The organism is Ureibacillus aquaedulcis, assembly GCF_030418165.1.
GTDB lineage: Bacteria > Bacillota > Bacilli > Bacillales_A > Planococcaceae > Ureibacillus > Ureibacillus aquaedulcis.
The window spans coordinates 1-20,495 of record NZ_JAUHTQ010000019.1 but is presented as its reverse complement, the minus strand read 5'-3'; the positions used below and the strand labels follow the sequence as shown (position 1 = coordinate 20,495).

Sequence of the window (20,495 nt, the reverse complement as noted above, 5' to 3'; positions counted from 1 at the left end):
GATTTATAAAGCTTTTAGCAGAAACATTTCTAAATACCTCTCCCTGTTACCGCTGACCGACTTTAGTTTCAAATCTATTTCCGATAGATTTTTTAGCGCTTTTAGCAATCTTTCCTCATTTGGCCGGTCCCTGCTTTCCACCATTAACTTCACTCGATAAGGATGAATCTTTAATTGTTTCGAGATTTGATTTGGATGGTACCCTTTTTTTTGCAAATAATAAACATTATTCATCGTGCGAATATTCGAAGCCAGCAGGCCGACCAACATAATTGGCTCTTCCTTTTGTCTAAGCAATTCATGATAGATCTGCAGTGCTTCGGGAACATTTTTTGTTAGGTAAGCATTCAGCATTTTAAACGCATCATGCTCCAATGTTTTTGCAACCAACTCTTCAACTAAGTGAGCGGTAATTTGTTTTTCTTCTCCTAAGTATAAAGCAATTTTTTCGATCTCGATTTGCAGCTGAAGCATATTCGCTCCAACCATTTCCACCAACTTATCTACAGCCTCATCAGCTATATTTTTTTCAAAACGGTTCACCTCACTTCTTATCCAGGTTGCCAAATCATTTTCTTTAGGTGTTTGGGCATGAAGAAGGATACTTTTTTCTTTCATTGCCTTCGTAATTTTTTTACGCTCATCTAGCTTTTCATAAGGTGCTATAAATACTGTGACACAGAAATCGGATGGATGGGCCAACCAGTTTTCAAGCCGTTTTAAATCATGCTCAATCTTCTCTTTCCCTTTTTCGCTCGCTTTTAAAAATGAAGCGTTTTTTGCGATTACCATTTTTCTCTCAGAGAAGAATGGAAAGGTATCTGCTTCACCAATCACTAAATCAACTGGTGATTCCTCCATATCAAATGTTATCACTTCGGCTTCTTCTGCTGCTGTACTTAATGCTTGTTTGATCCGTTTGATTGTTTCATCAATAAAATAAGATTCTTCTCCGTAAATACAATACACAGGAGCAATTTGCCCATTATTTATCTCTTTCCAAACTTTTGTAAACATATTGCTTCCTCCCAATACCAAGACGTATTTATAAGTATACACGTTTTTTATTATCTATCATCTATGTATAAAAAAATTCAATTTGACAAAAGGTAGTTAGTAGAAATTGATTTATTGGTTATAGCTTTTTATAATATATTCACTTATAATTGATGTTGAGTAGGAGGGATAAGTATGTCATCACATGATGAAAACGTTGTAACACACAATCCTTTTGAAGGAAAAAATGGCGCATCTATGCGTAACCAAGCTATTGATGCTGGTGTAGGATTTGGCGTTTCATTCGTATTTTTTGCAATTATGTTTATTATCGCAATCATTGTTGATGTAGCCGCATAATCAGGGCTGCTGCGAAAAGGGGAATTTCAAGATATACTTGAGATTCCCCTTTTTGTTTGTCACTTCCCGTTACCTGTCTTCACTTCAATTGTTTCACCATCAAGCCGTACTTCAACTGTACCTACTTTCCCGGTATTGAATGTAGATAAACCCAAATCCTGAAACCTTTCTACAACTTCCTGATGTGGGTGGCCATATCGATTATCCCTTCCTGCGCTAAAAACTGTAATCGCAGGTTTTGATCTTTCTAGAAACACTTCACTACTTGAAGTTTTACTGCCATGATGCCCCGCCTTTAAAACATCTATATTGCTAATGTAAGGGTATTGTTGAATAATTGATTCCTCACCGGCCATTTCCACATCCCCCATGAAAAGCCCCTCAAAATTGCCTGTCGTTAAGTACAATACCAGTGAATCATTATTCCCTTCATATGACGTCTCGTTTGGCCAAAGATATGTTAATGTAAACCCTTCAACTTGCCAGGAAGCATTCGCTATTTGCTCTACAATCGGGATATTGCGTTCTTTTGCTTCAGTTAACAAATCATTCATAACATCCTTCTTATAAGAACCGGGCGTGATGTGTATTTCACCGATTCGAATTTCCTGTACAACTTCCTCTGCCCCTTCAACATGATCACTATCTGAATGAGTCAATATCAGTTTATCGATTTTGTGAATCCCCTTCCCCTTTAAAAAAGGTACCACAATGTCCCTTCCTACCTCATATGGATTCGAACTCTTCTTCCATTCTTCCTCATTGAATCTCAAAACGCCGCCAGTATCAATTAGATACACTTCCTCTTGAAAGGGCAATTCAATAACAATACAATCCCCCTGCCCTACATTGATAAAGGTAATGATTAAATCATTGGTCAGCTTTCCGCCAAAATGAACAAAAATCGCAGGAAGTATAAGCACAGCAAGCACTTTCTTAAGTTTACCTCCCACATCTAAGATATAAAATGCCGCAAAAACACTAATATACGCAACAACAATTAGATAAATGGCCGGCTTGCCAGGGTTCCACATTTGAAACGGTATACTTTGCAGATAGTTAATAAAGAGTGTTAGGAAATGTCTAAATGGTTCATAAAGGAGAAACAATACATCCGTTGGTGATTCAGCAATATAGGATGTACCCAATAAGAGGATATTGATGGGCAAAATGATGAAGGAGAAAAGTGGAACAAAAAATATATTCACAATGAAAGACGAGAGACTTAGCTCATAGAAATGGAAAAGTAAAAGAGGATAGACTAACAGCTGGGATACGAAGGTGATGAGAAATGACTGTACAATCCACGAGGAATAACGATTAATAAATTGACTGGAGTAAATCAGGCTTGCTGTTGCCAAATATGATAATTGAAAACCAATTTGGAAAACCGACCAAGGTTCCAGGCATACAAAAATAATAAAACTGATGGAGAGGGCATCATCTGCTGCCATCTTCCCTACTAAACGACTAACCATCATCAGCTCAACAACTAATACTGCCCGCCAAACAGAAGGAGCACCGCCAGCCAGAATCGCATAAATCGGTAATATGACCAAGAGAACGATGGATGCAAATTCTCTTCTAACGCCCAACCTCAAAAGTCCTTGATAAAAAATAAACGCCACAATGGCTATATGAAGCCCGGAAATCGCGAATAGATGGGTGATTCCCAATTTCTGATAGGCCCTTGTCATTTCATCGTCCACATTTTCCTGTAACCCAATAATCAAGGCTTGGGCTTCGGCGACGAGAGATGGCGGAAAGGTATTTTCGATGTGTTGTTTTACATTGAATCGTTGCTTGGCAATTCTTTCAGGAATACTTCGACTGTGTCCAACAAACTCCCAAGCAGCTATTTCAACAATACCTAAAGAGCCCTTGCTCTTAAGATAATTCTTCATATCAAAGGCATAATCATGACTGGGCTTTGAAGGCTCTGCTACCTCGCCAATTACTAAATATCGAGTTCCTGCTAATGCTTCCTGCTGATAGTTAAGTTTTTCACTTTCGGAATTGAAGTTGTAGACGACATAGACAGATCTGCCTTTGGCATCCTTCATAAATCCACGTAAAGTATCGCCATTTATTTTATATTCATCGGTCCATGTTAAATGAGCAGGAAGAAGAAGTGGTTCGTCGAATTGTTGGAGCTGGTGTGCAAAGTAAATAAAACTACTAAAAGCAATCAAGGCGGTTCCGGCAACATGAATCCTGCCTAACTTTTTAAAATGAAGAAATAGAGCAAACGGCAACAATAAGAACAATAAGCCCACCGATTCATGAGCTGCAATGGAAGCGACGAGAATCGATAAGGCATAGTAAATCCATTTATGCTTAAATGAAATCAAATAATTGTTTCACCTTCTCTTCAAAAGGTTGAAGTTCTTCTTTGGAAGCTCCCAAATTCCTCAATTTATCCAGCATATTTACTGCTAGCTCAAGCTTTTGATCCTGTAAAAAATCTATTTTTGCTTCGTCAAAAGGAATTTGAACAACATTGACGTTGGCCTTTTGAAATAATTCCAACGCATATTCGCTATTTTTATAATCATTGGCGTAATACAAGTTTTTAATGCCTGCTTGAATAATGGTTTTCGAGCAAGGCAAACAAGGAAAATGTGTCACATAAATATCTGCACCATTTGCCGGTGTACCATATTTCGCACATTGCAATAATGCATTTGCTTCAGCGTGAACCGTCCGAACACAATGATTATCCACAACATAGCAGCCATCTTCGATACAATGTTCGTCTCCCGAAATCGACCCATTATACCCACCAGCGATAATTCTTTTCTCTCGAACAATTGTTGCACCGACTGCTAATCTAGTACATGTACTTCTTAGGGCCAATAGATGGCTTTGCGCCATAAAAAACTGATCCCATGTAATTCGCTCCATATGATTACCTCCAAACTATCTACTATTAGTTTAGATGGAAACACTCGTTTATGCAATGTGGGTCTGTTCGTATTTTCTACTTTACCATGATCATTTCTTTTAATTTATCAAAGGTTTTATCGCCGATGCCCGATACATTTTTTAAGTCGTCGATCGTTTGGTATGGGCCACTTTCCTCACGATAGGCGATTATTGCCTGAGCTTTTGATGGTCCAATACCAGGCAGTGTTGTTAATGCTGCCTCATCGGCGCTATTTAGATCCACTTTGTCATCTAGGGATTCGGTTGATGTGGCGGGAGAACTTGTAACTTGTCCATTTATAAGATTCTGCCCTATTTCCTCACCAGTTACGGGTATATAGATCACCATCTCGTCCTGCAGCTTTTGTGCATGATTGACAGCCATAGATTGCGCTTCTGCTGTATAGCCGCCAGCCCTTTCAATTGCATCGATAACGCGATCCGCAGTTGTTACTTCATATACACCTGGCGATTTTACTGCCCCTTTTACATCGACCATAATTTTTTCAATAATCGGTTCCTCTTTTGGCTCTGCTTGCTCTGTTGGAGCATCACTCTTTACTTCTTCGCTTTGTTCTTGTGGAATTGTTGTAATTGTATAGGCCTCTTCATCTGAAGGTTCTTGCTGGAGGAAAATATAAAGGAGAATGATACAAATTATGCCGGGGAATAGCATGATTCGTCCATACTTTTTCAATACTTGCGAAATAATAAAAAACACCTCTCTAAAGAGGTAAATCATATGGAGTATATATATAATATACATAATTTACCTTCTTTTGAAAAGTGTCTAAATTGTATTATTTGATTGCACGAATAAAAATTCGTTCGCTTTCTTCGGTTGGAGTTTCGTCAGTCCAATCTGCCGTTACTTCCACATCCACAAAACCAATCCCCTTTAACAATTTTACATACATCTCGACAGGAAAAGTTCTTTGGAAGTGTTCCTCTTCAAATCTTTCAAAAAGGCCACTCGCTTTTTCTTTTACGAAGAAGGTCATTTGGTGATAAATGGAATGTTCATCTTCGCCCGGCTCTGTATACCAGATGTAAGTAACTTCTCCATCGTCATAGGTAAACGGACTTTCCATAAAAATATGATCCATTTTAAATAGTGAATGAACATCAAAAAATAATTGGCCACCTTCACGAAGGGAATCATAAATTCTTTTCAATGTTTCAATTACTGCTTCTGTTTTCGTCAAGTAATTTATGGAATCAATTGGAATGGTTACTACGTCCAATTCGGTAAAACCTTCCAATTCATCCATGGACATTGTAAACAAAGGAATTGTAATACCCTTAGCTTGCAGACGCTCATAGGCAACAGCTAACATGTCTTCCGATAAATCAATACCGCTTACTTGATAGCCTTCTTGATGAAAAAGAAGCGAAAGGGTTCCTGTCCCGCAACCAACATCCAATAAATGGGGATATTGTTTATTTGGGGCATGTTTTTTTACCCATTCTACATATTGATCATACGGAATATCCTGCATTAACTCATCGTACACAATTGCAAATCTCTCGTATGAATTCATCATTCTGCTGTTGGAATATCAAGTTGAGGGGCATCTCCCCAAAGTCGTTCCAAATTATAAAATGCACGTTCATCTTTATGGAAAATGTGTACGACAATATCTCCAAGGTCCACTAAAATCCAACGCGCAGAGTCAAACCCTTCAATTCGTTTTACCTCAAAGCCATTTTCTTGTGCCTTTTCCTGAACTTCCCGTGCAATTGCTTGTGCTTGTCGATCGGAGTTACCGTTGCAAATCAGGAAATAATCTGCTAGTAAAGAGATATTTTCCATATTCAATACTACGATATCTTCCGCTCTTTTATCATCCAAAGCTTTATAAATAATTTCTAATAATGTTTGCTTTTGCGTCATTCTTCACTTTTCCTCTCTATTTAACGCTTAGGCGTTTCTTGAAATAACATCATTGAAGCATTCAATCGAAACTGGGTAGATTGGTTGTTCTGATTTGGCTAAAAATCTGATTGAATGAATAATACATGCTTTCATAGCAAGATCCAGGTCTTCCTCCGCGACTTTCCGAAGCTTTTCCACTCCGTCAAATTTTCGGTTCGGCTCGATCATATCCGCTATATAAATAATTTTCTCCAATCTCGACATACCTGCCCTACCCGTCGTATGAAAACGTATTGCATTTAAAATATCTTCATTTGTAATATTAAATTCAGTTTCTGCAATCCATGCTCCTACGGGACCGTGCAATATTTCGGAGCCCCAGTTCACAAGCCGCCCGTCAAGATTGTTTTCTTTCACAATAGTCCGCATCCATTCCTCATCTGCGTACTTTGCGATATCATGCAGGATGGCGGCTGTTTCAGCAGCAGAAAGGTCCTCGTCATACTTCCTTGCTAAGGATAGTGCAGTTTCCATTACACCAATAGTATGAATATATCTTTTTTCAGGCATACGTGGTTTTATAGCCGATAAATACTTATCGCGTTCCATATAGACCTTCCTTTCGAATATAGCTTTCGACACCGGTGGGCAATAAGAACTCCAGAGTTTTACCTGTCTTAAATCGTTCCCTAATGAAAGTGGAAGATAAATCAACTTCAGGGGCCTCCACCATTTTCACATCATATGTAGTAGACGATTGTGATCCAGGCCTTTTTAATCCAACGAACTGAACTAATTTGATTAATTCTTCAATCTTGTACCAATTATGAAGAGAATCAATCATATCGCCCCCGATGATAAAATAAAATTGTACATCCGGTTCCCTCTTTTTTAGCTCTAACATAGTGTGGTACGTATAAGATACTCCACCAAGCGCTAATTCGATTGATTCAATCTTGAACTGATCATAGGGTCCCGTTGCAATTTCCACCATTCGGAGACGATTTTCCGTGGATGCATCATCGACTAATCTTTTATGTGGTGCAATTGCATTTGGCATAAAACGAACTTCATCAAGAGAAAGCGCATGAAACACTTCATTTGCCATTATTAGATGTCCGATATGGGGCGGATTAAATGTACCACCTAAAATGCCAACTCTTTTCATTGCCAACACACCTTATTTCTTTTCTGCTTTTGGTAACACAATTTTTTTGTTATTTCTTGATTCTTTATATAAAACAACTGTCAACCCGATTAGTTGCACAAGTTCGGCACCTGTTCCTTTTGCAAGTGCATTGGCAACATCATTCTTATCTTCTTCACAATTGTCCAGAATACGTACTTTTATTAATTCGCGCGCTTCCAATACATCACGTAATTGACTGATCATCTGGTCATTTACGCCACCCTTGCCCACCTGGAAAATAGGTGTTAAATGATGTGCTTCTGCACGTAAGAATCTTTTTTGTTTGCCTGTAAGCATAAAACGTTGTTTCCTCCTAAATCAACTGCGATTTAATTCATCAGTTAATCTTTTTATCATATTATTTGTGTTTGGGTACTGTTCTAACCAATAACGGAAAGCTATTGCTCCTTGGTGGACGAACATGCCCAGACCATTTACGATTTTGGCATTTTTCATTTGTGCCTCCAATAAAAATGGTGTCATTAATGGATTATACACAATATCGGCAGCAATTGCTCCTTCTTGTAACTTTTCAAGAGATAAAGGCAATCTAAATTCACTATTTCCAAGACCTGCAGATGTGCACTGGATGACAATTCCAAATTTGTCCAGCGAGTGTTCCGTTTCTGTAATGGAAAGCGCTCTGCCTTCACCCAATTCAGAAACAATCTCCTTTGCCTTTTCAACTGTGCGGTTGGTTACCGTTAAATTGTGATAACCATACTGCTGCAATGCAAAGGCAATCCCTCGGGCAGCACCTCCAGCGCCTATTAACAGCACTTCCAGCGTTTTCTTGTCATTCCCTATCACTTCTTCAAGAGAGTGCACAAACCCTGCTCCATCTGTGTTATATCCTTTCAGACTTCCATCCGGAAGGCAAAGGACGGTATTGACCGCCCCCATTTTCTTTGCAAGAGGATCGAGCTCATCCAAATATGGAATGATGGTTTGTTTATGTGGTATCGTGACGTTCCATCCACTTGCCCCCAGCATTTTTAATGAAGCCACTGCATTTTCCAAGTCTTCACTTTTCACATGAATTGGAATATATGCTGCATCAATGTTCATTTCATCAAACCAAGTATTATGCATATTCGGGGATTTTGAATGGGCAATCGGATCCCCAATCACAGCAAACCATTTTTTCATTTCCAAAACCTCTTCTTCCTAATCTAAACTCTGTACATGAACCTTAACATTATATTAAAGATGGACGAATAAACACCTCTACCCCTTTAGGAGCGTGTGCAGCCACTACTACATTGGGATGCTGCACAGTAATCCAGCCCAGACCTGAAATGACTACGTCCGTTTTTCCCTCTTTAATGGCAAATTCATGACGTACAAGTTCAGGAAGCAAATGTATATGCTCTTTAGATGGCGGTGCAAGGAGTTCTCCTTTATGCTCTTCATACAATGAATCCGCTTTTTCAAGCTTTGTACGATGAATTGGCAAGTCATTTGCAGCATAGATTGTAAAGGCAGAACGTTCACCCTTTACAAAATCGAAACGGGCCAATGCACCAATAAATAAAGTTTGTCCTTCATTTTGCTGATAAACTTTCGGCTTTATTTCTTTTTTGGGTGTAATATATTTTAGTTCACTTGAATCAATATGATGTGCCATCTGGTGATGATTAATAATACCAGGTGTGTCATAGATTGCCGCACCATCGTCCAGCGGAATTTCAATCATATCCAGCGTAGTTCCAGGGAAATGGGATGTCGTAATGATATTTCCTTCTCCAGTGGCCTGTTTAATAATCCGGTTGATGAAAGTGGATTTCCCTACATTCGTACTACCAACCACGAAGACATCCTTGCCATCTCGATGCATTTCAATGGCGTCGATTACCTCGCTCATACCGATTCCTTTATGTGCACTAACAAGGATTACGTCAATCGGCTGGAGACCCAGGCTTTTGGCTTCACGCTTGATCCAGTTAATCACTTTTTTTGGTTTTACTGATTTGGGCAGCAAATCAGCTTTATTGGCAACCAATAGAACCGGATTTTTCCCGACGAAGCGATGCAGGCCAGGCAGCCAACTTCCATTGAAATCGAAAATATCTACAATTTTTACGATTAACCCCTGCTGTTCGCCCAGACCATTCAAAATACGCAGAAAATCATCATCCGTTAAACTAACAGGTTGTATTTCATTGTAATTTTTCAGGCGAAAACATCTTTGACAGATGACCATCTCTTTTTCTAATGAGGATGGAGGGGCATAGCCTAGTTCCTTTGGATTTTCTGTTTGTATATCTGCTCCACAGCCAATACAGCTATGATTTTCACTCATTACTGTTCCTCCCAAGTTTTAATTCCTTTTCGTTTTAATGCATTAAATACACGCCGTTCCACAAATCGATTGAAAAGCGTAACAAAACCATCCGACTCGGCAACAGGTCGGACTAAAAATGTATATAATTTTAAGCGGTTAGCACCCATAATATCCGTTAATAATTGGTCGCCAACCATCGCGACTTCATTGCTTTTTAGGCGTATTTCCTTCATGGCAGCATAATAGGCTGCTCCCAGCGGTTTTTTGGCACGGTAAATAAACGGTATTCCAAGTGGTTCGGCAAATCGTTTTACACGTGCTTGATTATTGTTTGAAGCAATAATAATTCGAATGCCTGCATCTTGCATTAGTTTCATCCAAGTTGCGATTTCTTCCGTTGCATTCGGCCTGTCCCATTCAATCAAGGTATTATCCAGATCTGTAATAATTCCTTTAATACCTAAGGAAGCTAGTTTTTCTGGTGTAATTTCAAATACTGTTGTTACAAATTCTCTCGGCAATAAAAAATTATACAAAGCCTTGACTCCTTCAAAATTTTATATGATAACTTTTATTCTTTTGGAGGACGATTCCTCTGTTAGTTAAAATTCTCATTAGCCAATTATAACATAATTGCGATAGGTTCTCCCATTTTCACATTATGCCCTTTTTTAATGTTTTCGGTAAATGTGATGACGTCTTCTTCGAAGAGCATTACAACTGTAGAACCAAATCCGAAAAAACCGATTTCTTCACCTTTTTTCCAAGTAGTCGATCTATTTGTTAAAGTAATGGAATTAACAAACATCGCCCCTACTTTTACAAGCGTAACATGTTTGGAATCCTGGAATGTTACTTCACTGACCATTCGATAATTTTTGCTAATCGGTTCTTTGCCGTAAGTTAAACCTAATTGATTTACCGGATAGGATTTATTTCCAAGAAAATATTGACGAACTACCGTCCCATCAACCGGACTATGAATACGATGGTAATTAGCTGGACTCAAATAGAAAACAATGTATTTCCCATTCTTGTACTTCTCTATAACATGTTCATTCCCCAACAGATCCATGAGTGTATATGGCTTTCCTTTTACTGAAAAGATGGCATGTTCATCGATTCGTCCAAAGGATTCAACCTTTGCATCAACGGGGCTAACGAACATATTATCGGCTTGGTTTACGGGTCTCGCTTCTTTTTTCAATTGTCTCGTGAAGAATTCTTGCAAACATGTAAAACTATCTAAATCACTTGAAACCTCGGTAGTATCTATTTCGTATACTTTACTATATTGACCGATCAGTTTTTTGCTGACTGGTGACGTTACAAACTTTTTCAGTAGTAAAGAGCTGTATTTTCCATTTGTAAGTTCAATAAGAGATTGATAAATTATTTCTTTCATAGTAACCCCCAGCGATTTCAGAATTTATGTAATTTTAAGGTTTTTTTATTAACTTACAATTTACGCTGTTTCGAAGTATAATATATAAATATATTTAGCGCAAAGGAGTGTTTCCCCATGTTTATAATCCATATGGTGGATTCCACGATTAAAAAAATAAAATCGCACGCTGCTAATTTAATTACACTTTGCAATTTGTCTTTCGGTGGCGCCTCAATTATGGCAACATTAAACGAAGCTTATAGTTACAGTGTTTTATTCATCTTTATCGCTGCTTTTCTAGATCGATATGATGGCAAGGTAGCAAGGAAATTCAATCAGGAGTCAGAGCTTGGCAAACAATTGGACTCCATGGGAGATATTATATCATTCGGTGTTGCCCCGGCTCTATTAATGTACGAAATTATTTTAGCTGATTTCGGAATGATTGGAATAATCTTCACGATACTTTATATTGCATGTGGTGCATTCCGCTTGGCTCGATTCAATATTACGGAAGCTACTGCCTATTTTGTAGGATTACCCATTACTGCGGCGGGAACTTTTTTAACATTTTCCTATTTCCTAATCCCGGTAGTCGGCCCACAATTTTACTTATTCCTTTTCCCTCTCCTCTCCATTCTAATGATCTGTACATTCACATTAAAAAAGGTATAGACTATTCGGTGCATCAATTCTGATTGCATCGTTTTTTTATCCTATTTTTTAATTTAATCGCCCCTACTTCTCATTTTCTCGGGAAGTTTATCATATAATGTCGAAAAAGGAAGAAAGGATGACGTGATTGAGCGGAATTTTTGCATCACTAATGCAGCTTTGGCTAGACATTCCGTCATTACTTGGTTATTTAAAGGGGCAGGCTTTTCATCGACCTTTTACCAAAGAAGAAGAAGCAAAAGCAATCGAACGCTTTATGGCTGGCGATGAACAAGCACGTCTTGATTTAATCGAAAGAAATATGAGGCTTGTCGCACACGTCGTCAAGAAATTTCACCCTCAGCATGAGCAACTAGACGATTATATATCCATCGGTACCATCGGGTTGATGAAGGCAGTCAGCAGCTACACACCCGATAAGAAGACCCGTTTAGCTACTTATGCTGCTCGTTGTATCGAAAATGAAATCCTTATGCATTTACGTGCACAAAAAAAGGTACAAAAAGATGTATCCCTATTTGAACCCATTGGAGTGGATAAGGAAGGACAATCTCTGCAGATCCGGGATCTATTGCAGCTGGAAGAACAGCCCGCCATCGATAAAATCGAACAAAAAGAAAGCTTCGAGCAGCTGTACGACTATTTAAATACATTGGATGCCCGGGAACTTGAAATCATCGTGTACAGATATGGATTAAACAACAACGATCCCTTGACTCAAAAAGAAATAGCCAAAAAACTTAAAATCTCAAGAAGTTATGTATCACGCATCGAGAAGCGGGCACTTGTAAAGCTGTATCAACAATTTAAGCATAATCAGGCTGAAAGAGAAAGCCGAAAAGCAGAAATCGAATCATCATATCTTGACAATTAAAAAAAGCTCATTAGGGTTTAATCATAACCTTAATGAGCTTTCTTCTTAATGGTAACTTTTATGATTTGCTCCAGAATAAATAATAATTCCCAAAATTGCTGTGATAGCTACAGAACCTGCCATAAGCATTAACATAGCATAACCTCCTAATACATTCATACTTCTATATTACTGTGATTTTTTCTCTTCGGTCAAGTTAGTTTGTGAACAAAGGGTGACCATTACAACTTTTCTATCGTTTTAAGGACAATTTCCGTGGAATGCTTGGCAGCAATAGGCAAGAATTCGTCAAAGCTAATATTTGACTCTTTTCCAGCGATATCCGATAATGCGCGAATCACAACAAACGGTGTTTTAAATTGGTGGCATACTTGTGCAACAGCAGCCGCTTCCATTTCTACGGCTTTCATTTGAGGGAAATAGCCTCTCACTTTTGCTACACGCGCTGGATCATTCATAAAGGAATCACCTGAACAAATCAACCCTACACCGTATTGATGCTCCCCGATTTCCGAGACAGCTTCTTCCGCTAATTTCATTAAGCGTTCATCCGCTTTGAAAGCCGGTGGTAGTTGCGGTACTTGCCCCATTTCATAATTAAAGATGGTTACATCCACATCATGGTGGCGAACTTCATCTGAAATAACGACAGCCCCCACTTCTAAAGCCGGATCGTATCCGCCTGCAGAACCTGTATTAATCACTACATCTGGCTTGAACTCGTATAGCAAAGCTGTAGTGGACATAGCCGCATTTACTTTCCCGATTCCACTCTTCAGCAGGACGATTTCTTTATCGTGATATCTTCCTGTTGTATATTCACTATTTGCAATCGTAGTTACTTCAGTATTTGAAAGTGCATTTCGTAGTAATTCAACTTCTTCTTCCATTGCTCCAATTACTGCAATTTTCATTTAGTATTCCTCCAATTCTTGACACACATATATTAAAGAATATATGCTTTACCGTCAATAGATTGGTTACCTTGCACCTACTGATTGTTTTAGTTTTTCGACTTTTACAGGTTTCCATCCTTCATTTTTCAGCCATTCTATATAAATTCGATAATTTGCCGTTTTGTCGCTTGTTGAAACAACTGCAACCGAACTATCCGCACTTCCATTGTTTTTTACGGACCAAAAAATAATATCATCTTCGTCTAATTGAACAGCTTGACGGAAGGTTTCTAATTTTTCTTCGTAATCGGGATGGCCTTTTTCGTATGCAGAAACATGCTCGCCGACTTGTTTGGTTGGATTTACTTTCCAATTCGGATCAACAATGACTTCCTCTACCGAAGGATCATTAGATGCTTGAACGGAGACAATCGCATCCGCATTATTTTCCTCTTGGGAATTTGGCTCATCGGTTTCTATTTCCTCGGCAGATACCACATTTTTATCGGATTGTTCCTCTATATTTTTAGTATCTTCTTTGTCTTCTGTATTATTTACATTTTGTTTCTCAACCGCTTCATTTGCTTGTTCTTTTTCATCATCATTAAAAATTGCAAGTACATTTAATACAATAAGTATCGAAACAATTGCAATTAGGATATTCAGGATTTTGTCCACTTTGTTTTTTCGTTTTCGCTGATCAAATCGTTTATTTTCTGAACGCGTTAAAGATTCTTGTCCTTTAGACATAAATTGAATCCTCCTTTACTCCATTACCTTTATTTTATCAAGATTCCAATTTAAAGCCATCAATAAGCCCAATTTTAATAATCTTGTTAAACTTTTAAAGTAAATGAAAAAGTCGACAAAACCTTTATATGATTTCGCCGACTTTGTTATTCTAATTTTATGAAAATTAAAACCTTTGAAAGGTAATTTAACAAGCTTTTTCCCTTATAAAAGGAAATGATCTTCCCAATTTGCAGGCTATGTATAAAGCCAAATATAAAGGATACCAGTTACTGAATTAATTTGCAGTTTTGATGGATACGATACGTACTTCCATATCTCCACCTGGAGTTGTTAACTTTACAATGTCGTCCACTTTACGGCCCAATAAGGCTTTTGCAATTGGAGAATCGTTCGAAATACGACCTTCAAATGGATCGGCTTCAGCAGAACCAACGATTGTATATTCTTCTTCATCGCCATCTGGAAGTTCTACGAAAGAAACTGTCTTACCTAAAGAAACAACGTCACTTTCACCAGATTCCTCTATGATTAGCGCATTACGCAACATAGACTCGATTGTTGTAATACGTCCTTCAACAAATCCTTGTTCTTCTTTTGCCGAATCGTATTCGGAATTCTCGGATAAGTCGCCGAAACTTCGAGCAATTTTAATGCGCTCTACTACTTCTTTACGTTTAACCGTGATTAAATTTTCTAATTCTTCTTCTAATTTTTGTTTTCCCGCTAAGGTCATTGGGTATTGTTTTTCATTTGCCAAATTAGTTCACTCCTTAAAGTCTTCACGAAAATTATACTTGAAACAATACTATACACACCCCAATAAAGAAAATGCAATCGTTTTCTATTTAAGGTGTAATAATAAAACCCGGTTAGTAGTTAAGCATATGAGGTCCGGGGACTGATTAGAAGTCCCCCAACCCACTTAACTAATAACCGAATTTAATTTTGCAGACGTACTATTTGTATATACTAATTAATTCCAATACTCACTCATCATATTACACAATTGTTGTAGATTCAAGAATTGTTTTGATTTTTGTTACCATTAGGTCAATCGCTACTTCATTTTCCCCGCCTTCAGGAATAATGACATCTGCATATCTCTTAGTTGGCTCGATGAATAAGTTATGCATCGGTCTTACGGCTGTTAGATATTGTTCAATTACTGAGTCAATAGTTCTGCCTCGTTCTTTAATATCTCGCTCAATACGACGAATTATACGTAAATCCGAATCTGTATCGACAAATAATTTGATGTCCATTAAATCTCTTAAGCGTTTATCTTCTAGAACAAGGATACCTTCCAAGATAATAACATCCTTTGGATCTACGTGTATTACCTCATCGGCACGTGTATGATTTACATAGTCATAGACCGGCTTGTCGATGGCTTGTCTTTGTAATAAGGTATTGATATGCTCCAGCAATAAATCATTATCAAAAGCTAATGGATGGTCATAGTTCGTTTTTAGACGTTCTTCAAAAGTTAAATGGCTTTGATTTTTATAATAGTAATCTTGTTCAATTACAACAACGGAATGCTCACGAAAGACATCATAGATGGCATGAGTCACACTCGTTTTCCCTGAGCATGAACCGCCTGCAATCCCTATTACTAAAGGGTGCTTTTTGGACATTAAATATTCTCCTTCCGCATCATGTTGTAGCTGAACAACGGACGCTCGCACTTAAATTTAATAATTTGCAATGGATGGTTGGCAACCTCCAGTTCATTCCCTTTTTCATCCCAGATTTGTCCAATTTCAAATTTAAATGATTCAATATCGGGACCAAAGAATTCGACTGTATCGCCTGGTTTAAAGTAATTTCGCTGCTGTAGAGTAACCATCTGTGTTTCTTGGTCATAATCAAGAACCAGACCGGCAAAATCCCATTTCATTTTGGAAGCATGCGTTCCAAACATTTGTTGTTCATAGCCTGGCTCTCCTTCAAAGAAACTAGATGCTGTTGCACGGTTAGCGCAACGATCCAGTTCTTCAAGCCATTCTTTTTTAATTTGGAAATTTTCCGGATCTTCACAGTAAGCATCAATCACTTTACGGTAAACCGAAATCACTGTTGCTACATAGTGAATGGATTTCATACGCCCTTCTACTTTTAATGAGTCAATTCCAAGCTCAATCATATGAGGAATCGATTCGATAAGTTTCAAGTCTTTCGGGCTCATGGCAAACGGTGCATCACCTTCGCCAAACAATGCTTTTTCCTCACCATCAACTTGTTCATATAGATCATAATCCCATCGGCAAGATTGACAGCAGCCACCACGGTTAGAATCACGCGCAGTCATGTGATTTGATAGTACACAACGGCCTGAATAGGCAATACACATTGCTCCATGAACGAAGGCTTCGATTTCAATATCTACCTCTTCCTTCATTTTGAGCATTTCTTCTGCCCCGACTTCGCGTGCCAGAACAACACGGTGAAGTCCTTCTTGTTTCCAATACTTCACAGCCTTCCAGTTGGATAATGATTGCTGTGTTGAAAGGTGGATTTCCAGTTTTGGCGCCACTTTACGGCAAGTTTCGATAATAAGGGGATCTGCAACGATAATCCCTTTTACACCCGCTTCTTCAATCGCCTCTAAATATTCCTCAAGACCAGCCATATTTTCATTATGTGCAAAAATATTAGTGGTTACATAAATAACCGCTCCATATTTTTTCGCAAATTCAACACCTTCACGCATTTCTTCAATGGAGAAGTTGCCTGCATTCGAACGCAATCCAAATTCTTGGCCACCGATAAATACAGCATCCGCACCATAGTGTACGGCTACCTTTAGCTTCTCCAAGCTCCCGGCCGGTGCCAGCAATTCTGGCTTTTTAGTGATGATGCGTTTACCATCAATGGTTTCACGGATTTTTTCGTTTTCTATTAGTTGCAACAAGGCTATGGGCTCCTTTCTAATAAACTGTTTCTTTAAAGATAAATCCTGTATCTAAAGGACGTAATTCAGGCTGAATTTCCTCGATTTTTTCTAAAAGTACATCCTTGATCTCATCATAAGCATCTTCACCGTTATCAAAGTAAGCATCGATTGCTTGTCGATAGCAATTAGTCACTGTATTGATGTACTCCTCCGTTTGAAGAACACCATCAAATTTCAATGAATCAATGCCTGCTTGGAAGAGCTCCGTCAATTCATCAATTAGACACATATCATTTGGAGAGAAAATATGTGTTCCATTGAGGTCTTCGTAAATCGGATATTTATTTTTGCGTTCTTTATCATGCAAGAACATATTTTGATTGGCTTTACGATTTTCAATTTCCATTACTTCGTCTCGATATAGGAAGTAGTTTCCTAAGAGGGAGCGTTTTGATTGGAACATACATGTCATGCCATGGATTTGAACTTCAATTTCGGGTTTGGCATTCTTTTTGATTTCTACCACTTCGTCTATTGAAAGTTCACGGGCAAGAACTGCACGCTTTGCTCCACGTTCATTCCAGTAATTCGCCTGGAACCAGTTTGTTGCAATTGTTTCGGGATTCCAGTGGAGAGGGATTGTAATATCCAGCTCACGAACTGCTACAACCACAGCTGGATCACCAAAAATCAAGGCATCCACACCGATGCGCTGCATATCTTTCAGATAGTTCTCAAGAGCATCTAAACGATCATTATGGAAAATTGCATTTACTGCTACATATACTTTTTTCCCTGCTCCGTGAATTAACTGAGTTGCCAGTTCCACATCACTTACAGGAAACTCGCCTGCCAGCCGTAAACCAAACTGTTGTTCACCAATCACAAAAGCATCTGCTCCCGCTTCGATCAATGCCCCTATATGTTTCACTGACTTTGGTGTTACTAATAATTCCGGTTTTTTCATTATTCGTCACCTCTTTAAACAAATTAACAAGCCATCGCCGACAGGAAAAAATGTACTATCATAATCTGGGTGAGCCATAATCCAGTCAGCAAAAGTTTTCAAGTTGCGAATCATTGTTCTTTTACGTCTTGGCACTTCTTTTATATCTAAATCCGTTAATCCGTGCATGTACATGTTATCGATGTATAAAATACCGCCTGAAGGAACCAATGGTGAATACTTTTCGAAGAAGCGCATATATTGCCCTTTCGCCGCATCAATAAAAACAGCATCAAAAGCAGATTGTATACTTTCCACATCCACTTCCAACGCATCGCCTTCGATCACTGTAATTCGATTAGCAGTTTCAGAACGTGCAATAAATTGCTTAGCAAGACTTACTCGTTCCGAATCCCTTTCAACGGTTACAATTGTACATTCTGGTAAGGTACTAGCCATTCGTAATGCTGAATACCCAATAGCAGTCCCTATTTCTAATATACTAGATGGTTTTTGAATTCGAAGCAGCTGATTCAGGACGTCTATCGCTGACAATTGCATAATCGGGACATGATGTTCCTGTGCATACTTCTCCATTTCCAATAATAACTCACTTCGTGGCTGAATAAAGGATTCTATATAAGTGTTTGAAATTTCCATTATGTAAGCCCCTTTATAATTGTATAGATACTGTTCTTCGGAGTGGTAGTAGTTAGATAAAATAGTTTGAAAGTGCTATATTTTCTACTTTATCACCCAAAAAAATCACAATTTATAATATCATGAAAAGAGAAGGAAAGCGAATAAATCTTATTATTCCAGTCTTGAAAAGTCTCCCTTACAAGATTTTCATAAAATAATAAGTCTATCCGTTTCCTTCTGGATTTTCACTATCTATTGCTCTAAAAATTGGTCAATATTTTGAAGATGCTCTTCATATGTCTTTGCAAAATGATTATTGCCTTCAGTATCTGCCAAGAAATATAAATAGTCGGTATCTGTCGGATTAAGCGCTGCTTCAATCGAGATTTTACCGGCATTTGCTATCGGACCTGGCGGCAACCCCTGAATGACATAGGTATTGTAAGGGTTATCCACCTCCAGGTCTTCATAGAGGACACGATCCTTATGTGAGCCCAAAGCGTACAAAACAGTAGGATCGGTTTGCAATGGCATATCGATATCCAAACGATTATAGAATACACTTGCTATCGTTTCGCGATCTGTCTGCGCAGTTGCTTCTTCCTCCAGCAAAGAGGCAAAAGTCAGAAGTTGATGCGGGGTCATCTCCTTCTCTGCAAGCAAGCTATCATACTGCCCGACAACATCATTTGTTAAAGAAATCATCATTGAAACGATTTCTTGGAGTGACGGTTTTTCCTCGTAGAAGGAGTATGTTGAAGGATATAAATAACCTTCTAGTGCATAACGAATATTTTCCTTTGAAACTTCCTCAGTAATTAAATCAGGGAAAGTCCCCATCATATTCTGGATAAATTCCTTACTTGTAACCAATTCCATGAACTCTTCGGCTGTGTATTCCGTATGCTTGGCTATAATTTCCGAAATTTGTTCCAATGTTAACCCCTCAGGAATAGTTAGACTAAATACAGGTTCATGATAAACCTTACCTGTTTTTAAGCTTTTAATAATTTCATCCAGTGTCATGGATTGAGTCAATATGTAATTTCCCGCCTGGAAATTCGATTCATTCTTGAATTTTGTGTAATATTTAAAAATACGCGCATTTTTAATAATACCATTTTCTTCCAAAATCGACGAAATTGTCGAGATACCAGAACCCATAGGAATTTCTACAGGGATTTCATCAGTTGCTTCTGGATCAATCGGTTCAAGTGCGGATTTTACATAGAAATAACCACTTACTCCCACAATTCCAACGATTAATAAAATCACTAATGTCACGATTGTTACAATGCGACGGACAACCCGTCCTTCTTTTTTACGTATTTTCAACTTTTCGATCATCTCTTGTTTTTTAGATTTATTATTCTCCACCGGCGTACCCCCTTGCATCTCCTAATATGATACAAGAAAATGCAAATGGTGACAACAAAACCCGTCTTTCAAGCCTGAAAGACGGGTTTTGTCTGCGCCGAAAGCTTAGGACAGGCGCAAAATGTGTCAGTGCCCAATGTTCGTTTAAAAGTGTGCCTTTTCGTTTAGAGTGGCCCGCTCACTTCCCAAACTTGCTATAAAATCGCCTACCGGGCCTCAAGAGGTCATCTCACTTCCCGTTAATTCTTTATAGAAATTTAATCGGTTTTCGAGATTCGCTTTCAGTTACCGTTCCTGCTTTTAAGTCGCTTCATCCTGCTTCTAGAGACCGAATCACTTCCGTTTATGCGATATAGCCACCGAATCGGGCTTCGAGACCTGCTTTCAATGCCCGATCTTGCTATAAAGTCGACTCATCC

Annotated in this window: 24 protein-coding genes; 3 read left to right on the top strand and 21 right to left on the bottom strand. The window is 38.4% G+C overall.

The window, feature by feature from the left end; all coding sequences use genetic code 11:
* Positions 1–3 precede the first annotated feature (3 nt).
* Positions 4–1,017 (bottom strand): DNA polymerase III subunit delta, encoded by a 1,014-nt coding sequence (gene holA / locus QYB95_RS17325; RefSeq protein ID WP_301139631.1) that lies wholly within the window; start codon positions 1,015–1,017, stop codon positions 4–6.
* Between the two features lie 174 nt (positions 1,018–1,191).
* Between holA and QYB95_RS17320 the strand changes: the two genes are divergently transcribed.
* Positions 1,192–1,356 carry a YqzM family protein gene (locus QYB95_RS17320; protein WP_036201782.1) on the top strand — a complete coding sequence of 55 codons (165 nt, stop codon included), beginning with the start codon at positions 1,192–1,194 and terminating at the stop codon, positions 1,354–1,356.
* A 59-nt stretch (positions 1,357–1,415) separates the two neighbouring features.
* On the opposite strand, the gene QYB95_RS17315 is transcribed toward QYB95_RS17320, so the two are convergent.
* From QYB95_RS17315 to QYB95_RS17260, 12 genes are all read right to left on the bottom strand, one after another.
* Positions 1,416–3,707 carry a DNA internalization-related competence protein ComEC/Rec2 gene (locus tag QYB95_RS17315; RefSeq protein ID WP_301139630.1) on the bottom strand — a complete coding sequence of 764 codons (2,292 nt, stop codon included), beginning with the start codon at positions 3,705–3,707 and terminating at the stop codon, positions 1,416–1,418.
* Positions 3,694–4,260, bottom strand: coding sequence for a ComE operon protein 2 (locus QYB95_RS17310; RefSeq protein ID WP_301139629.1), 567 nt, complete (start codon positions 4,258–4,260; stop codon positions 3,694–3,696). The genes QYB95_RS17315 and QYB95_RS17310 overlap by 14 nt, the downstream gene beginning before the upstream one ends.
* A gap of 76 nt (positions 4,261–4,336) precedes the next feature.
* The gene (locus QYB95_RS17305; protein ID WP_301139628.1) at positions 4,337–5,047 is read right to left on the bottom strand and encodes a helix-hairpin-helix domain-containing protein; all 711 of its coding nucleotides are present in this window, start codon (positions 5,045–5,047) and stop codon (positions 4,337–4,339) included.
* Between the two features lie 34 nt (positions 5,048–5,081).
* Positions 5,082–5,822 carry a class I SAM-dependent DNA methyltransferase gene (locus QYB95_RS17300; RefSeq protein ID WP_301139668.1) on the bottom strand — a complete coding sequence of 247 codons (741 nt, stop codon included), beginning with the start codon at positions 5,820–5,822 and terminating at the stop codon, positions 5,082–5,084.
* Positions 5,822–6,175: a ribosome silencing factor gene (rsfS, locus tag QYB95_RS17295; RefSeq protein ID WP_301139627.1), complete on the bottom strand. Its 354-nt coding sequence runs from the start codon at positions 6,173–6,175 to the stop codon at positions 5,822–5,824. Before rsfS ends, QYB95_RS17300 begins: the two co-directional genes overlap by 1 nt.
* 27 nt (positions 6,176–6,202) lie before the next feature.
* Positions 6,203–6,766: a bis(5'-nucleosyl)-tetraphosphatase (symmetrical) YqeK gene (gene yqeK, locus QYB95_RS17290; protein WP_301139626.1), complete on the bottom strand. Its 564-nt coding sequence runs from the start codon at positions 6,764–6,766 to the stop codon at positions 6,203–6,205.
* The gene (locus QYB95_RS17285; protein ID WP_301139625.1) at positions 6,753–7,325 is read right to left on the bottom strand and encodes a nicotinate-nucleotide adenylyltransferase; all 573 of its coding nucleotides are present in this window, start codon (positions 7,323–7,325) and stop codon (positions 6,753–6,755) included. Before QYB95_RS17285 ends, yqeK begins: the two co-directional genes overlap by 14 nt.
* A 12-nt stretch (positions 7,326–7,337) precedes the next feature.
* Positions 7,338–7,643, bottom strand: a complete 306-nt coding sequence (yhbY, locus tag QYB95_RS17280; RefSeq protein ID WP_301139624.1) for a ribosome assembly RNA-binding protein YhbY — start codon at positions 7,641–7,643, stop codon at positions 7,338–7,340.
* A gap of 21 nt (positions 7,644–7,664) precedes the next feature.
* Positions 7,665–8,495, bottom strand: coding sequence for a shikimate dehydrogenase (gene aroE / locus QYB95_RS17275; protein WP_301139623.1), 831 nt, complete (start codon positions 8,493–8,495; stop codon positions 7,665–7,667).
* Between the two features lie 49 nt (positions 8,496–8,544).
* Entirely contained in the window at positions 8,545–9,648 is a 1,104-nt protein-coding gene (yqeH, locus tag QYB95_RS17270; protein WP_301139622.1) for a ribosome biogenesis GTPase YqeH, read from the bottom strand.
* Positions 9,648–10,166 carry a YqeG family HAD IIIA-type phosphatase gene (locus QYB95_RS17265; RefSeq protein ID WP_301139621.1) on the bottom strand — a complete coding sequence of 173 codons (519 nt, stop codon included), beginning with the start codon at positions 10,164–10,166 and terminating at the stop codon, positions 9,648–9,650. Before QYB95_RS17265 ends, yqeH begins: the two co-directional genes overlap by 1 nt.
* Positions 10,167–10,252: 86 nt before the next feature.
* Entirely contained in the window at positions 10,253–11,035 is a 783-nt protein-coding gene (locus QYB95_RS17260) for a phosphatidylserine decarboxylase (RefSeq protein WP_301139620.1), read from the bottom strand.
* A gap of 117 nt (positions 11,036–11,152) precedes the next feature.
* Between QYB95_RS17260 and pssA the strand changes: the two genes are divergently transcribed.
* Positions 11,153–11,692 carry a CDP-diacylglycerol--serine O-phosphatidyltransferase gene (pssA, locus tag QYB95_RS17255; RefSeq protein ID WP_301139619.1) on the top strand — a complete coding sequence of 180 codons (540 nt, stop codon included), beginning with the start codon at positions 11,153–11,155 and terminating at the stop codon, positions 11,690–11,692.
* 127 nt (positions 11,693–11,819) lie between these two features.
* Positions 11,820–12,566 (top strand): RNA polymerase sporulation sigma factor SigK, encoded by a 747-nt coding sequence (gene sigK, locus QYB95_RS17250; protein ID WP_301139618.1) that lies wholly within the window; start codon positions 11,820–11,822, stop codon positions 12,564–12,566.
* A gap of 221 nt (positions 12,567–12,787) precedes the next feature.
* Here sigK and mtnN read toward each other — a convergent pair whose 3' ends face one another.
* The 8 genes from mtnN to mltG form a co-directional block, all read right to left on the bottom strand.
* Positions 12,788–13,480 carry a 5'-methylthioadenosine/S-adenosylhomocysteine nucleosidase gene (gene mtnN / locus QYB95_RS17245; RefSeq protein WP_301139617.1) on the bottom strand — a complete coding sequence of 231 codons (693 nt, stop codon included), beginning with the start codon at positions 13,478–13,480 and terminating at the stop codon, positions 12,788–12,790.
* A 66-nt stretch (positions 13,481–13,546) separates the two neighbouring features.
* Positions 13,547–14,212: a YrrS family protein gene (locus tag QYB95_RS17240; RefSeq protein ID WP_301139616.1), complete on the bottom strand. Its 666-nt coding sequence runs from the start codon at positions 14,210–14,212 to the stop codon at positions 13,547–13,549.
* A 277-nt stretch (positions 14,213–14,489) separates the two neighbouring features.
* Positions 14,490–14,972 carry a transcription elongation factor GreA gene (gene greA / locus QYB95_RS17235; RefSeq protein WP_301139615.1) on the bottom strand — a complete coding sequence of 161 codons (483 nt, stop codon included), beginning with the start codon at positions 14,970–14,972 and terminating at the stop codon, positions 14,490–14,492.
* A gap of 241 nt (positions 14,973–15,213) precedes the next feature.
* Complete coding sequence (gene udk, locus QYB95_RS17230; protein ID WP_301139614.1) at positions 15,214–15,852, bottom strand: uridine kinase; 639 nt, start codon at positions 15,850–15,852, stop codon at positions 15,214–15,216.
* Complete coding sequence (locus QYB95_RS17225; protein ID WP_301139613.1) at positions 15,852–17,129, bottom strand: peptidase U32 family protein; 1,278 nt, start codon at positions 17,127–17,129, stop codon at positions 15,852–15,854. The genes udk and QYB95_RS17225 overlap by 1 nt, the downstream gene beginning before the upstream one ends.
* A 16-nt stretch (positions 17,130–17,145) precedes the next feature.
* Positions 17,146–18,078 carry a peptidase U32 family protein gene (locus QYB95_RS17220; RefSeq protein ID WP_301139612.1) on the bottom strand — a complete coding sequence of 311 codons (933 nt, stop codon included), beginning with the start codon at positions 18,076–18,078 and terminating at the stop codon, positions 17,146–17,148.
* Between the two features lie 6 nt (positions 18,079–18,084).
* Complete coding sequence (locus QYB95_RS17215; protein ID WP_301139611.1) at positions 18,085–18,717, bottom strand: O-methyltransferase; 633 nt, start codon at positions 18,715–18,717, stop codon at positions 18,085–18,087.
* A 234-nt stretch (positions 18,718–18,951) separates the two neighbouring features.
* A complete protein-coding gene (mltG, locus tag QYB95_RS17210; RefSeq protein WP_486684539.1) occupies positions 18,952–20,046 on the bottom strand; it encodes an endolytic transglycosylase MltG in 1,095 nt (364 codons plus the stop codon).
* Between the last annotated feature and the right edge of the window lie 449 nt (positions 20,047–20,495).

Excerpts from the sequence above, each read along its gene's own strand:
- holA (WP_301139631.1), bottom strand. The coding sequence starts at position 1,017 with ATGTTTACAAAAGTTTGGAAAGAGATAAATAATGGGCAAATTGCTCCT.
- QYB95_RS17320 (WP_036201782.1), top strand. The coding sequence starts at position 1,192 with ATGTCATCACATGATGAAAACGTTGTAACACACAATCCTTTTGAAGGA.
- QYB95_RS17310 (WP_301139629.1), bottom strand. The coding sequence starts at position 4,260 with ATGGAGCGAATTACATGGGATCAGTTTTTTATGGCGCAAAGCCATCTA.
- QYB95_RS17305 (WP_301139628.1), bottom strand. The coding sequence starts at position 5,047 with ATGTATATTATATATATACTCCATATGATTTACCTCTTTAGAGAGGTG.
- QYB95_RS17300 (WP_301139668.1), bottom strand. The coding sequence starts at position 5,822 with ATGAATTCATACGAGAGATTTGCAATTGTGTACGATGAGTTAATGCAG.
- rsfS (WP_301139627.1), bottom strand. The coding sequence starts at position 6,175 with ATGACGCAAAAGCAAACATTATTAGAAATTATTTATAAAGCTTTGGAT.
- yqeK (WP_301139626.1), bottom strand. The coding sequence starts at position 6,766 with ATGGAACGCGATAAGTATTTATCGGCTATAAAACCACGTATGCCTGAA.
- QYB95_RS17285 (WP_301139625.1), bottom strand. The coding sequence starts at position 7,325 with ATGAAAAGAGTTGGCATTTTAGGTGGTACATTTAATCCGCCCCATATC.
- yhbY (WP_301139624.1), bottom strand. The coding sequence starts at position 7,643 with ATGCTTACAGGCAAACAAAAAAGATTCTTACGTGCAGAAGCACATCAT.
- aroE (WP_301139623.1), bottom strand. The coding sequence starts at position 8,495 with ATGAAAAAATGGTTTGCTGTGATTGGGGATCCGATTGCCCATTCAAAA.
- yqeH (WP_301139622.1), bottom strand. The coding sequence starts at position 9,648 with ATGAGTGAAAATCATAGCTGTATTGGCTGTGGAGCAGATATACAAACA.
- QYB95_RS17260 (WP_301139620.1), bottom strand. The coding sequence starts at position 11,035 with ATGAAAGAAATAATTTATCAATCTCTTATTGAACTTACAAATGGAAAA.
- pssA (WP_301139619.1), top strand. The coding sequence starts at position 11,153 with ATGTTTATAATCCATATGGTGGATTCCACGATTAAAAAAATAAAATCG.
- mtnN (WP_301139617.1), bottom strand. The coding sequence starts at position 13,480 with ATGAAAATTGCAGTAATTGGAGCAATGGAAGAAGAAGTTGAATTACTA.
- QYB95_RS17240 (WP_301139616.1), bottom strand. The coding sequence starts at position 14,212 with ATGTCTAAAGGACAAGAATCTTTAACGCGTTCAGAAAATAAACGATTT.
- udk (WP_301139614.1), bottom strand. The coding sequence starts at position 15,852 with ATGTCCAAAAAGCACCCTTTAGTAATAGGGATTGCAGGCGGTTCATGC.
- QYB95_RS17220 (WP_301139612.1), bottom strand. The coding sequence starts at position 18,078 with ATGAAAAAACCGGAATTATTAGTAACACCAAAGTCAGTGAAACATATA.
- QYB95_RS17215 (WP_301139611.1), bottom strand. The coding sequence starts at position 18,717 with ATGGAAATTTCAAACACTTATATAGAATCCTTTATTCAGCCACGAAGT.
- mltG (WP_486684539.1), bottom strand. The coding sequence starts at position 20,046 with ATGATCGAAAAGTTGAAAATACGTAAAAAAGAAGGACGGGTTGTCCGT.